Source organism: Microbacterium sp. NPDC089320 (assembly GCF_040684875.1).
In the GTDB taxonomy this organism is placed as follows: domain Bacteria; phylum Actinomycetota; class Actinomycetes; order Actinomycetales; family Microbacteriaceae; genus Microbacterium.
In genome coordinates this window covers 696,684-708,735 of sequence record NZ_JBFBGY010000002.1, presented here as the reverse complement: position 1 = coordinate 708,735, position 12,052 = coordinate 696,684, and the positions used below count along the sequence as shown (strand labels likewise).

The window sequence follows — 12,052 nt, the reverse complement described above, 5'->3', positions numbered from 1 at the left end:
GCTCACGACGGGGGAGCGGGGATCACAGGGATCGCCGCGAGAAGGGTCTTCGTGTAGTCGTGCGTCGGGCGCAGGAGCACCTCTGCGGTGGACCCCCGCTCGACGATCTCGCCGTCCTTCATCACGACCACGGTGTCGCAGAGGTTCTGCACGACGCCGATGTCGTGGGACACCAGGACGAGCGTGAGGTCGGCGCTGCGCCGCAGTTCGACCAGGAGTTCCAGGATCTGAGCTCGCACGGTCACGTCCAGAGCGGACAGGGGCTCGTCGCCGACGAGGATGCGGGGCCGGTGCACGATGGCTCGCGCCAATGCGATCCGCTGCCGCTGCCCGCCCGAGAACTCGTGCGGGTAGCGATCGCCCATGTCGGGCTCGAGGCCGACCTGTGCGAGCACCTCGCGCACGCGCGCGCGGTGGTCTCCCTCGATGCCGAGTGCCCACAGCGGCTCGCGGATGATCTGGCCGGCGGTCATGCGGGGGTCCAGCGACGCATACGGGTCCTGGAACACCAGCCCTGTCTGACGACGCAGCCAGTGCAGGGAACGGGCGGATGCGGATGCGTCCACAGCCCTTCCATCGACGGCGACCGTGCCCGATGTCGGTCGGTCGAGTCCCAGAAGGAGTCTGATCAGCGTGGACTTGCCGGACCCGGATTCGCCGATGATCCCGACGGACGACCCTTCGACGATGTCGAGGTCGGTCGGCGCCAAGGCGGTCTGTCTGCGCGTGGGCTCGAAGGGGGTTCGCTTCGGGATGACGAAGTCGCGCCGCAGCGCCCGCGCCTCGATCAGGCTCATCGTGTGCCTCCCTCAGGGCGCCAGAGGGTCGCGGTCGCATCGCGGAGAAGCCCCTGAGTGATCGGGGACGCCGGGGCGGTGAGGAGCGTGCTCACAGGAGCCGCTTCGACCACGTGTCCGTGTTCGAGGACCACCCCCTGGTCGGCGACCTGCGCGAGCACGGCGAGGTCATGCGTGATGAACACGAGGGACATGCCCTGCTCCTCGACGAGGTTCAGCAGCAGAGTGAGGACCTCGGCCTGGATCGTCACATCGAGAGCGGTGGTCGGCTCATCGGCGATCAGCAGGCGCGGCCGACACGCGAGCGCCATCGCGATCGCCACCCGCTGCCTCTGGCCGCCCGACAGCTGATGAGGATAGCGGTCGACGATGGACGCAGGGTCGGGCAGGCGCACACGAGCCGCCTCCTGGATCGCTCGCTCGCGGGCCTCCCGCCGACCGATGCCCTCGTGGATGCGGATCGATTCGGCGATCTGCCGGCCGACTGTGCGGATCGGGTTCAGGGCGGTGCGGGGCTCTTGGAAGACGATCCCGATCTCGTCACCGCGCAGGCGTGCGAGTTCGCGATCGGGCATCCCGATCAGTTCGGTGCCGTTCCACCGGATGCTGCCGTCGGCGACCGCGCCCTCGGGGAGCAGACCGAGAACAGCCAGGGCTGTCAGCGACTTTCCGGAGCCCGATTCGCCGATCAGACCGAGACGCGATCCGTCCGGCACGTCGAACGACACGCCATCGACCACGGGGCGGCCGTCGATGCGGACGACGAGGTCGGTCACTTCGAGGCTCATGCGATCACCGCCGGGGTGTGTGTCTCGGCGGCGCGATGGCGCAGCGTCGGATCGGTGGCCTCGCGCAGACCGTCGCCCAGAAGGTTGAGCGCGAGCACGGTGATCGTGATCGCGAGGCCCGGCCAGATGACCGACAGGGGATGCACGCCGATGTAGCGCTGGAGGTCGGCGAGCAGCAGGCCCCAGCTCGGCTCCACCACCGATGCTCCGAAGCCGAGGTACGACAGCCCCGCCTCGGCGAGCACGGCGACCGCCATCGACCACGAGAGCTGCACGATGAACACGGGGGCGACGTTGGGCAGCAGGTGGCGCATGAGGCTCTGCGCGGTGGTGAGGCCGGACGCTCGCGCGGCGAGCACGAAGTCGCTCTGCTGCACCCGGCGGAGCTCCGGTCGGGTGACCCGCGCGATGTTGACGCCGAAGCCGATGCCCACCGACCAGATCACCACCCACAGCGAGCCGCCCCACACCGAGGAGATCATCATGGCGATGATCAGCACGGGAAAGGCGATCAGGATGTCGACGAGCACGGCGATCGTCTCGCGCGCCCAGCGGGCCGTGAGCGCACCGAGGGCGGCGAGGGCGATGCCGACGAGGGTCGCGACGATACCGGAGCCGACGCTCACGAAGACCGTCGTCCGCGATCCGGCCATGAGCAGGCTGAGGATGTCACGTCCCGTGTCGTCGGTGCCGAGCAGGTGCGGCCAGCCCGGTACTTCCCAGCGAGCCCCCAGATCGGATTCCTGCGGGTCGAACGGCGTCCAGAACAGCGACACGAGTGCGGCGAGAGCGACGACGGCGACGACGACCAGGCCGAATCGACCGGTCGCGGTGCGCCACACCCTCGAAATCCAGCCGGGCATCACGCCTCCCTCTGCCGGGGGTCGATCGCCCGGTGGGTCAGATCGACGAGGAATCCGACCACGAGCACGAATCCGGTGAGGACGAGGAGCTCGCTCTGCACCTTGACGAGGTCGCGGGTGCCGACGTCCGCCACGAGCATGCGTCCGATTCCGGGAAGGGTGAACAGCTGCTCGATGACCACCGACCCGACGATGATCCCGGCGATCTGCAGCCCCAGCACCGTGATGATCGACAGGCCGACGGCCGGGATGCCGTGCGAGATGAGCGCGCGGGTGCGCGTGAGTCCCTTGGCCGCGGCCGTGCGGACGAAGTCCTGCCCCGCAGCCTGCAGCGTGGCGCTGCGCACGAACCGCATGAGCATCGCGCCCTCGACGATGCCGATGGTGAGGGCGGGCAGCAGGAGCGACTCGATCGCCTTGCCGGGTGTGCTCCAGCCGGTGCGCGGGAATCCCTGTGGCGGCAGCCACCCGAGCCAGACCGAGAACACGACGATGAGCATCATCCCGGCCCACACGACCGGAACCGCGGCCAGGGCCTGTGCGCCGACGCTCAGAGCCGTGCCTCCGCGGCTGCCGCGACCCAACGCGGCGAGCACGCCGAACGGCACCGCGATGAGCACGGCGATGAGAAGGGAGAGGATGCCGAGGGGGACCGTCACCTGCGCCTTCTCGAGCAGCTCCTCGCCGACGGACGCGCCAGAGAGGAGAGACGTGCCGAGATCGCCGCGGAAGATCCCCCCGATCCACTCGGCGTACTGCGCCGGCAGAGGGCGGTTGAGGCCGAGGGACTCGCGGAGCGCCTCGACCTCGGCGGGAGAGGCCTGTGTGCCTGCGATCAGCTGCGCGACATCGCCGGGGAAGACCCGCAGGGTCAGGAAGATCAGCGCACTCGACACGAGGAGCCCTGCGATCAGCAGGACTCCTCGCATGAGCGCATAGCGGATCACGACCGGCGCGTCATCACTTCTCGGTCGCCACGGTGACGCCGGCGAGGTTGATGCGCGAGTTGATCGAGTCCTCGGGGAATCCGGTCACGAGCGGGCTCACGGCCGTGATCGTCGCACCGTTGTAGAGCCAGTCGGCCGCGTGGTCCTCGGAGACGATCCGCGCGGCCTCGGCGAGCAGATCAGCCGACTTGTCGGGGTCGACCTCGGACAGGGCCTCGGCGTAGAGACCCTGAACCTCGGCGTTGTCGTAGCCGAAGTAATAGTCCGGGTTCGCGAAGTTGCCGAAGTCGCGCGGCTCGACGTGCAGCACGAAGCTGAGGTCGTAGTCGTGGTTGGTGTAGACGTCTTCCAACCAGGTCGGGAACTCGACGGAATCGACGTCGAGGGTCACGCCGACCTTCTGGAAGTCGGAGATCAGCACCTTCGGGACCGTCGTCCCGTAGAAGCTCGGAATCGTCAGGGTGAGCTCCAGATCCTCCTGGCCGGCCTCTGTCAGCAGCTCCTTCGCCTTCTCGGGGTCGTACGAGATGACATCCGAGAGATCCTCGTATCCGGGGTCGAGCTCGGGGATGGGGCCGTAGAGGGTCGAGCCCGAGCCGACCGCCTCGACGAGCGCCTCGTGATCGATCGCCAGGCGCAGCGCCTCGCGCACGCGCACGTCGTCGAGCGGAGCCTTGGCGTTGTTGAAGGCGAGCGTCGCCTTGTCGGTGGTGCGGCCCGTCGTGAGCGAGAAGTCGCCCGAGTCCTCGAGCTGCGGAGCGAGGTTGGGGTCCACGGCGGTGAGCACCTGCACACCGCCGTCCAGAGCGGTGTTCACGCCCGCCGTGAAGTCGGGAATGTACTGGAACTCGACCTCGGCGACTCCTGCAGGCTCGCCCCAGTAGCTGTCGTTGCGGGCGAACGTGATGGCGCTGCCCTTGTTCCATCGCGTCAGGGTGAACGGTCCGGTGCCGTTCTCGGCTGTCTTCAGATCCGTGGTGTCGCCGGTCTGGAAGACGAGACCGGCAGGCCCGGTGAGTGAGAACAGGAAGTTCTGGTTGGGCTCCGTCAGCACGATCTGCACGGTGGTGGGGTCGGGTGCCGTGATCGACCCCACGGCTGCGAACTCCGCGTTGCCCTGCAGGGTCGCGTCCGTGCGCACGGCCTCGTACGAGGCGACGACATCGGCCGAGGTGAGCGCCGTTCCGCTGTGGAAAGTGATTCCCTCGTTGAGGGTGAAGGTGTAAGTGAGTCCGTCTGCCGAGACCTCGTAGTCCGAGGCGAGTCGAGGCACGATCTCGTTCTCCTGCGTGCGGCTGACGAGGCCCTCGTAGATGTTGTCGATCAGGATCTGCTCGAGCGCTGCGCCGCTGGTGTGACGGATGTCGAGGTTGGTGGGCTCGAGCACGAGTCCGACCTGGAGCGTCGCGTCCGGATCGGGATCCCCGACCGGCGTCGTGGTCTCGGGCTCTGCGGCACCGGAGCAGGCGGTGAGCACGATGGCGCTCGCAGCGAGGGCGGAGATCAGCGCGAGTCGTCGCGTACGTCGGAGCATGGGTGTTTCCTCTCGGAGCGGCAGTTGCTGTGTGCCGGTGAATCGAGCCTAGGGATGTGTCGGGTGGGTGAGGGCGGAATGTGGAACGAAACGTCACATTCCCTGCGGGGGGAGGGAGGCGGTGATCATCGCCGCCAATTCCCCGGGCGCCGTCTCCTGAACATTGTGGGTGGCCTGGACGGCGCTGACGCGAGAGTGGGGCAGACGCTCGGCGAACTCCTGCGCGTCGGCTGCGGTGACGAAGCCGTCGATGGCACGGACGAGTGTCACGGGCGCCGATGCCTGCGAGAGGTCTTGCCATCCGGTGCTGTGGAGTGCGGACGGCGCCGTCGCGTCGCCGCGGTGGTGTGCATCGAGGGTCTGCGCGGCGAGGTGCGCGAAGTGATGCTTCCACTCGATGCGGCCGTCGGGCCGCACGCGCGTGTTCAGGAAGACGCCTCGTTCGGTGTCGGCCCTGGCGCCCCCGAATCCGAACGAGATCGCGCGGTCCACGAGCTCATCGCGCGTCTCGAAATCCGTCGGGCCCGCGTAGAACTCACGCAGGGCGGCGGGCCCGGCCGTCGTGTCGATGCCCGGGGTGATGTCGACCACGATCAGCTCTGCGACGAGGTCGGGGCGGGCCGCGGCGAGAGCGGCGCCGGTGAGGCCGCCGAGGGATTGGCCCACGATCAGCTGCGGCGTCTCCGTCCAGGCGTCGAGCGCCGCCGCGACGTCCAGCGCGAGCGTGCGGGGGGTGTAGTCGAGGTCATCGCGCCACGACGAATCGCCGTGCCCGGCGAGGTCGATCGCGAGCACCGGCTGCTGGAGTGCGAGCACGGTGGTGTCCCAGGTGTGCGCGTTGAGCCCGGCACCGTGCAGCAATGTCACCCGAGGTGCCTCGTCTCCGAATCGGAGTGCACTCACCTGGCGCCCGTCCGGAAGGGGAAGGGTCACGCGTCGGACGGAAGGCTCGGGGACGCCCATCGCCTGCGCCTGCGTCGGAAGATAGCTGAACTCGCTGGTGTCGGTCGCCACGTGCATATTCTGCTCTGCTCTAGAGGTGTCGGGGAAATGCGCGAGCAATGTGCCTAGGCGTACGACCAGTCGGTTGGTCGAAATGTTGCATTACGAGATTTAGAGCTTCGCACTGTGCATTCTGCCTTCTGCAGGCCGGGCCGCCGGGTTGAGTGCACAACGGAATATCATTGAGCCATGAGCGAGACCCGAGTGCACCTCTCAAAGACCGAGCCCGCGGCCTACCAGGCGCTCGACGCCTTCGCCCGCACCGTCGGAGACATCTGCGCGGCGAACGGCATCGATGATCGGCTCAAGGAGATCGTGATGATCCACTCGTCGCAGCTCAACGGGTGCAGCTACTGCACGCGTCTGCACGTGGATCGCGCGCTCAAGGCGGGAATCGACACCGACACGCTCATGCAGATCGCGACGTGGCGTGAGAGCAACGTCTTCAGCGACCGCGAGGAGGCCGCGCTCGAACTCGCGGAGGCATTCACGTTCATCTCCGAGGAGGGGATCTCCGATGAGGTGTACGACCGGGTCGGCGGAGTCTTCACCGAGAAGGAGTACGCGGCGCTGAGCTGGGCGTGCATCTCGATCAACGCCTTCAACCGCGTCGTGATCGCCGGACGGTACCCCGTTCCACCGCGCGCCCCGCAGGCGCAGGCATGAGCGTTCTCGAGGTCGACGGGGTCAACAACTTCCGTGATGTCGGAGGCATCCCGGCGGACGGCGGGCGGATCCGTGCGGGAGTGCTGCTGAGGTCCGGGCAGCTTTCGGCGGCGACCACGGCCGGGGTGAACGAGGTGCGTCGCCGAGTCGCGCACATCGTCGATCTCCGCGACGGCGAAGAGGTCGCCGCTGAGCCGACCGAGATCGAGGGCCCTGACACCACACATCTGCCGCTGTTCCTCGGATCCGTGCGGTCGTTCTTCGAGTCGGACACCAGTCTCGAAGATCTCTATCTGCACCTCCTGGAGGAGAGCGGCGATCGGCTCGTCGCCGCGATCCGCATCATCGCCGAGGGGGAGCCGACCCTCATCCACTGCACGGTCGGCAAGGACCGGACCGGCGTGACCGTCGCTCTCGCCCTCGCCGCAGTGGGCGCCGACCGCGAGGCGATCGTCGCGGACTACGCGCTCACGGAGTCGCTGCTTCCCGCCGAGCGCTCCCGGCGCATCGCCGCCTACCTCAGGTCACAGCATCCGCAGGCCGTGCACGCCGTGGCATTGGCGACTCAGTCGCCGGCCCACGTGATGAGGGCGCTGCTCGCGCAGATCGACGAGCGATGGGGCTCGGCTGCCGGCTACCTGCGTGCGAACGGCATGACGGATCACGAGCTCGTCGCCCTTCGAGAGGCGCTGGTGGAAGAGGACTCTGAGCAAGGTTAGGCAACCCTTCATGTGCTGTATGATGAATGCATCATGGAGACCTTCGTCGAGACCCGCAGCACGCGAGCGGAGCGCCGCGCCGCACGTCGCCGTGCTCACCACCTGGTGACGGCTGACGAGCACTCGCTCACCGAGCTCGAGGTCTTCCTCGCCACGCTGCCGCTGTGTGCGTCGGGTCGGATTTTCGTCGAGGTCGCCGACGCGTCCGACATCGGCGTCATCGAAGCCCCTGGGCGCATGACGGTCACCTGGCTCGCTCGATCGCAGCGCTCGGGTGCACCGGGGACCGGTCGCTCGTGCGCTCCCGGTGAGGCGCTCGCTCGAGCGACCTGCGCATGGGCCGATGAGATGCTCTGCGACGACCAGCTCGAGACCCACGTCACCCTTCTGGGCGGGTTCCTCGGCACGGCGGACATCGTCGAGCACCTGACGGGCGCCCTCGACGTCGAGCCTGCTCAGATCCACGCTCCCGAGCGGTTCGGGCTGCTGCCCGCCGACCGCTGAGCACCTCGGAGATCTACGGCTGCACCCTGCTGCGTCGGACGTAGTTGCCGTCTTCCAGGCCGGCCTCGATCTCGAAGCGATTGCGCAGCGGATTCCTGCCGGCGAAGAGGTAGAGCACCGGGAGGAGAAACCCGTAGCGGAGCCATTGTGCTTTGTGCACGGCTTCGTGCCGCAGAACGGCGTCGCTCGGACGAGCGTCACCCGTCAGGAAGCAGCCTCCCACGCACACTCCGCCTCGATTGAACGTCCAACTCGGCATCCCCCGGAACACCCACAGTCCCGCTCGGCGTTCGACCGGACCGGTGCTCCAGAGCGACCCCCAGATCCAACCCACGGACGTGCCCCACCAGTAGCCGATCCGGCTGATGGGCGATCGCAGGAGGAATGCAGGGATCCGTCGATCGACTCTCCGACCGCGCGCCAGTGCGAGCTCTGCCGCGGGCTGCCAGTCAGACGTCATGCGACCGCACCGACCAGGCGGAGGAGTGCGCCGAGGTCGTCGACCGCATCGGCGGGTGACCGCGGGGCGAAGCCCGCGATGGTCGCGCCCGCCAGCGGTACGCGGGACCGCAGCGCGCGGATCGCTGTGCTCAGAGTCGCCGGTGCGAGCCCGAACGGCGCAGGGGAGGAGACGCCCGTGATCTCCGCAGGGTCGAGCACATCGACGTCGATGTGCACCCACACACGGCGTGCACCGGTCGCTTCGACCGCGTCGGCGAGAGCATCGGGGGACTCCAGATCGTCGACGGAGAGCTGGGCGAGACCCTCGATCTCGGTGACCTCTTCGTCATCGAGGTTGCGCATGCCCACCGTGACCACTCGATCGCGCGCGACCCCGGGTGAGAGCCGGAGTTGCGGCTCGCCCTCGCCGAGGACCGCGCGGAGCGCCATGCCGGAGAAGGCTCCGGAGGGCGACGTGTCGGGAGTGTGCAGGTCAGCGTGCGCATCGCACCACACGACGGCCAGGTCGTCGGTTCCACCGGGCAGAGCCGCCAGAGCCGCGACCGTCACGCTGCAGTCACCGCCGATGATGACGGTGTCCGAGGTCATGCCGGCTGCGACGAGCTCGCGAGTGCGAAGGAGAGCGCTGAGACGGCGGACGCCTGTTCCGAGCGACTCGCCCGCCTCGACCGGCACGTCCAGAGCGGTGGTCGCAGCGCGGGGAAGATCCCCGGCGATCGCCGAGGCGCCGTCGACGAGAAGCATCGCGCGTGCGGCGGGGGAGCCCTGCCACTGCGGGACGACGAGGAAACGCACCACGGGTGCCTCCAAGGGGAAAGAGGAGCGGGTGCCTCGGATGCGAGGATCCGAGGCACCCGCGGGTGTATCAGGAGCCTTCGATGGCCTGGCGAGGAGCGGAGCCGCCCGCCTTCAGCTCGGCGAGACGAGCCTCGACCTCGGTGAGCTCACCGAGGTCTTCGAGGCTCTCGAACTGCGCGTCGAGGCTGGAGGCCGCGAGCTCGATCTTGCCCTGGGCGAGGGCCTCCTGGCGGCGGACCTTGTCTTCGAAGCGACCGAGCTCGCTGGTGGGGTCGAGGACGTTGATCGACGAGACCGCATCCTGGACCTTCGTCTGAGCCTCGGCGACCTTGGCGCGGGCGAGCAGCTCGCTGCGCTTGTTCTTCAGCTCTCCGAGCTTGTCCTTCATGCCGTTGAGACCGGACTTGAGCTTGTCGACGATCTCCGTCTGAGCGGCGATCTGAGGCTCGGCCCCGGTCGCCTCGCGTTCGGCGCTGATCTGGCGCTGAAGAGCGATCTTCGCGAGGTTGTCGAACTTGTCCGCATCGGCGGCATCGCCCGTGGAACGCATCTCGTCAGCCTTGCGGCTGGCGGCGAGTGCCTTGTTGCCCCACTCGGTGGCCGCCTGGACGTCCTCTTCGTGATCGCGCTCCAGCAGACGCAGGTTGCCGATGGTCTCGGCGATGGCCGACTCGGCATCGGCGATGCTGTTCGTGTAGTCACGGACGAGCTGGTCGATCATCTTCTGCGGGTCTTCCGCGGAATCCAGGAGCGAGTTGATGTTCGCGCGGACGAGGGTCGAGATACGTCCGAAGATGGACTGCTTGGTCATGCGTGGTTCCTTTCAGAGGGTCGGACTCGATGTCTGGGGTCGATACGTGTGCGGTTCAGAAGCGTCGTCCTCCCGAACGGCCGCTGCGGCCACTGGAACGGCCGCCGCCGCCGCCGAAACCGGAGCTGCGGAATCCGCCGCCGCCGCTGGAGCGCCAGCTGCTGCTGCGCGAAGATCTGCCGCCGCCGCCGCCGGAGAGCAGGCCGCCGATGATGCCGCCCAGGATGTCTCCCCCGAGACCGGAACCGCCGGAGCCGGATCCGCTGCCGAAGATGCTCCCGCCGCCACCGCCCCATCCGCTGTCGTAGCGGCTCGTATCCATGGCTGCGACGTCCGCCTGAGCGGATGAAGCGGCCTGTCGGGCGAGGTCGAGTGCACGTCCGGCCTCCCTGAGGGCGGCCTCGGGATCGGACGACCGCAGGCTCAGGGCCTGAGTGAGCGTGGCGTCGGCCTGAGACAGTCTGGTGCGAGCCGTGGAGCCCACTGTTCCTCGTCGCGTCTCGATGTACTCGCGCGCAGCTCTGATCTCGGAGCCTGCCTGCGTCAGCGTCTGTTCGAGAAGCTGCTGCGCGCGTCGAGCCCGTTCCACCGCCTGCGCGCCCTCCGCGATGGCGGCGTCGATCTGTGTGTTCGCGGCGCTGAGCGCATCGAGCACGCGCTGCGGGCTGCGACCCGTTCCCGACAGCTCGGCCTGCGCGCGCTGCAACTGCTGCGACGTCGCGGCCGAGACAGCGGCGAGTGTGCCTCCCGCATCCGGCAGCTGCTGTGCCGCGGCGATGTCGGACTGCAGCTCGGCGACCAGGGCCTGGGCCTGGGCCTCGATGCGGGAGAGTTCCGCGCCCAGCGCGGTGATGGCCTCGATCAGCTGCGCCGCCTGCGCCACCGACTGCTCGGCCGTGCGGATGGCGAAGGCCGCCTCGCCCGCGCGACCTGCCGCGATCGCCTGCTGCGCTGCCTCTATCGAGCGGTCGGCGAGGGCCGCCCTCTCCTGCGCCTGGGCGGGGTTGTCGGCGATCGTGCTGAGAGCCGAGGCGTCGTACGTGGCGGAGAGCGCAGCCAGGGCGGGCGCCGCTCCGGCCAGGAGAGGAGTGAGAGCGGCGCGCTCTCCGCGCACCCGGTCGAGTTCCTGGGGTGCGTTCTGTTCGAGCTTGCGGAGCGCGTCGAACGCCTCGGTGTTCTCGTCGAGGACATCGTCGATCTCGTCGCAGAGGCGGATGATGCGGATGTGCCAGGCGCGGCGATCGTGGACGGTGTCCTCGATCTCGTCGTCGAGCTTCTGCTTCAGCTCGAAGGCCTCGGACATCTTGGCCCTCGCGGTCTCGAGGGCTGCGCTGAACTCGGAGGTCGCGGCGTCGCCGAACTGGGCGATCGCGAAGCCGAGCTCCTCTCGACTGGAGGTGATCGCATCGTCGGCCTGCACGAGAGCGGCGCCGGCCTGTGTCTGCACCTGCTCATCCGTCAGGGTCGAGAACGGATCGTTCGGATCGGGCTTCTCGGGCATGGCCCCGCGTCTGCGGATCGCGGCGTTGCGCCGGGAGCGGCGGACGAGGGCCACGATCAGCCAGATGACCAGCGCCGCTGCGATCACCCCGACCACGATCAGCGCCGCGCGGAGAGCGCCGGCACCGCCGTCGCCCTCGATCTCGTCGGCGGCGAGGACGATCATGCCCTCCCAGTCCTCCTGGGCGGCCAGACCCTGGATCTTGTCTTCCACGTCGTCGAGCTTGGCGTCGCTGAGGGGGCCGTCCGGCGCGGCGGAGATGTAGTAGCTGCGTCCGTCCACTGCGATCGCGAGCAGATACTGCTCGGAGCCGAGATTGTTGTTCTCGGCGACGGTGTCGGCCCAGGCGACGTTGTCGGTCGGCGAGGTGAAGTCGTCGACGAGGACGACGAAGAGATCTGAGGAGGAGTTGTCGCTGAGCGTCTGCAGTCGAGCCTCGACAGCCGCCTCTTCACTCGGGCTGAGGACGTCGGCCTCGTCGGTCACGTATCCCGGGTCGAGTGTGACGGGGTCGGTCGCGTATGCCGCCGACGACGAGAACGCCGCAGCTGCAGCCGCCGCCGTCAGTGCGGCCAGCGTCAGCCACCGTGTCTTCATCGTGTTCCCTCCGACCGGCAGCCGAGCCCCATGGCACGAGTCTATGCACAGAGGCCGACACGC

13 protein-coding genes are annotated in these 12,052 nt (G+C 68.5%); 3 read left to right on the top strand and 10 right to left on the bottom strand.

Annotated features, from left to right (window positions below):
• Positions 1–2: 2 nt before the first annotated feature.
• The 6 genes from AB0N61_RS08000 to AB0N61_RS07975 form a co-directional block, all read right to left on the bottom strand.
• A complete protein-coding gene (locus AB0N61_RS08000; protein ID WP_363362976.1) occupies positions 3–797 on the bottom strand; it encodes an ABC transporter ATP-binding protein in 795 nt (264 codons plus the stop codon).
• A complete protein-coding gene (locus AB0N61_RS07995; RefSeq protein ID WP_363362975.1) occupies positions 794–1,585 on the bottom strand; it encodes an ABC transporter ATP-binding protein in 792 nt (263 codons plus the stop codon). Before AB0N61_RS07995 ends, AB0N61_RS08000 begins: the two co-directional genes overlap by 4 nt.
• Complete coding sequence (locus AB0N61_RS07990; RefSeq protein ID WP_363362973.1) at positions 1,582–2,448, bottom strand: ABC transporter permease; 867 nt, start codon at positions 2,446–2,448, stop codon at positions 1,582–1,584. Before AB0N61_RS07990 ends, AB0N61_RS07995 begins: the two co-directional genes overlap by 4 nt.
• The gene (locus AB0N61_RS07985) at positions 2,448–3,395 is read right to left on the bottom strand and encodes an ABC transporter permease (protein WP_363362970.1); all 948 of its coding nucleotides are present in this window, start codon (positions 3,393–3,395) and stop codon (positions 2,448–2,450) included. Before AB0N61_RS07985 ends, AB0N61_RS07990 begins: the two co-directional genes overlap by 1 nt.
• A 13-nt stretch (positions 3,396–3,408) precedes the next feature.
• Positions 3,409–4,929 (bottom strand): ABC transporter substrate-binding protein, encoded by a 1,521-nt coding sequence (locus tag AB0N61_RS07980; RefSeq protein WP_363362968.1) that lies wholly within the window; start codon positions 4,927–4,929, stop codon positions 3,409–3,411.
• Between the two features lie 93 nt (positions 4,930–5,022).
• Complete coding sequence (locus AB0N61_RS07975; protein WP_363362966.1) at positions 5,023–5,949, bottom strand: alpha/beta hydrolase; 927 nt, start codon at positions 5,947–5,949, stop codon at positions 5,023–5,025.
• A 171-nt stretch (positions 5,950–6,120) separates the two neighbouring features.
• On the opposite strand from AB0N61_RS07975, the gene AB0N61_RS07970 reads away from it, so the two are divergent.
• The 3 genes from AB0N61_RS07970 to AB0N61_RS07960 are packed head-to-tail and all read left to right on the top strand — an operon-like array spanning position 6,121 to position 7,820.
• Positions 6,121–6,597 (top strand): carboxymuconolactone decarboxylase family protein, encoded by a 477-nt coding sequence (locus tag AB0N61_RS07970; RefSeq protein WP_167944824.1) that lies wholly within the window; start codon positions 6,121–6,123, stop codon positions 6,595–6,597.
• On the top strand, positions 6,594–7,316 hold the full coding sequence (locus AB0N61_RS07965) for a tyrosine-protein phosphatase (RefSeq protein WP_363362964.1): 723 nt from the start codon (positions 6,594–6,596) through the stop codon (positions 7,314–7,316). Before AB0N61_RS07970 ends, AB0N61_RS07965 begins: the two co-directional genes overlap by 4 nt.
• 33 nt (positions 7,317–7,349) lie before the next feature.
• Complete coding sequence (locus AB0N61_RS07960; protein WP_363362963.1) at positions 7,350–7,820, top strand: SIP domain-containing protein; 471 nt, start codon at positions 7,350–7,352, stop codon at positions 7,818–7,820.
• Between the two features lie 13 nt (positions 7,821–7,833).
• Here AB0N61_RS07960 and AB0N61_RS07955 read toward each other — a convergent pair whose 3' ends face one another.
• The 4 genes from AB0N61_RS07955 to AB0N61_RS07940 all read right to left on the bottom strand — a co-directional run bounded on the left by AB0N61_RS07955 (position 7,834) and on the right by AB0N61_RS07940 (position 11,989).
• Positions 7,834–8,280, bottom strand: a complete 447-nt coding sequence (locus AB0N61_RS07955; protein WP_363362962.1) for a Fe-S oxidoreductase — start codon at positions 8,278–8,280, stop codon at positions 7,834–7,836.
• On the bottom strand, positions 8,277–9,080 hold the full coding sequence (locus AB0N61_RS07950) for an arginase family protein (RefSeq protein ID WP_363362960.1): 804 nt from the start codon (positions 9,078–9,080) through the stop codon (positions 8,277–8,279). Before AB0N61_RS07950 ends, AB0N61_RS07955 begins: the two co-directional genes overlap by 4 nt.
• A 67-nt stretch (positions 9,081–9,147) precedes the next feature.
• A complete protein-coding gene (locus AB0N61_RS07945; protein WP_053095704.1) occupies positions 9,148–9,891 on the bottom strand; it encodes a PspA/IM30 family protein in 744 nt (247 codons plus the stop codon).
• A 55-nt stretch (positions 9,892–9,946) separates the two neighbouring features.
• The gene (locus AB0N61_RS07940; protein ID WP_363362958.1) at positions 9,947–11,989 is read right to left on the bottom strand and encodes a TPM domain-containing protein; all 2,043 of its coding nucleotides are present in this window, start codon (positions 11,987–11,989) and stop codon (positions 9,947–9,949) included.
• Positions 11,990–12,052: the final 63 nt, after the last annotated feature.

Excerpts from the sequence above, each read along its gene's own strand:
- AB0N61_RS07965 (WP_363362964.1), top strand. The coding sequence starts at position 6,594 with ATGAGCGTTCTCGAGGTCGACGGGGTCAACAACTTCCGTGATGTCGGA.
- AB0N61_RS08000 (WP_363362976.1), bottom strand. The coding sequence starts at position 797 with ATGAGCCTGATCGAGGCGCGGGCGCTGCGGCGCGACTTCGTCATCCCG.
- AB0N61_RS07960 (WP_363362963.1), top strand. The coding sequence starts at position 7,350 with ATGGAGACCTTCGTCGAGACCCGCAGCACGCGAGCGGAGCGCCGCGCC.
- AB0N61_RS07970 (WP_167944824.1), top strand. The coding sequence starts at position 6,121 with ATGAGCGAGACCCGAGTGCACCTCTCAAAGACCGAGCCCGCGGCCTAC.
- AB0N61_RS07945 (WP_053095704.1), bottom strand. The coding sequence starts at position 9,891 with ATGACCAAGCAGTCCATCTTCGGACGTATCTCGACCCTCGTCCGCGCG.
- AB0N61_RS07940 (WP_363362958.1), bottom strand. The coding sequence starts at position 11,989 with ATGAAGACACGGTGGCTGACGCTGGCCGCACTGACGGCGGCGGCTGCA.
- AB0N61_RS07975 (WP_363362966.1), bottom strand. The coding sequence starts at position 5,949 with ATGCACGTGGCGACCGACACCAGCGAGTTCAGCTATCTTCCGACGCAG.
- AB0N61_RS07955 (WP_363362962.1), bottom strand. The coding sequence starts at position 8,280 with ATGACGTCTGACTGGCAGCCCGCGGCAGAGCTCGCACTGGCGCGCGGT.
- AB0N61_RS07995 (WP_363362975.1), bottom strand. The coding sequence starts at position 1,585 with ATGAGCCTCGAAGTGACCGACCTCGTCGTCCGCATCGACGGCCGCCCC.
- AB0N61_RS07990 (WP_363362973.1), bottom strand. The coding sequence starts at position 2,448 with ATGCCCGGCTGGATTTCGAGGGTGTGGCGCACCGCGACCGGTCGATTC.
- AB0N61_RS07980 (WP_363362968.1), bottom strand. The coding sequence starts at position 4,929 with ATGCTCCGACGTACGCGACGACTCGCGCTGATCTCCGCCCTCGCTGCG.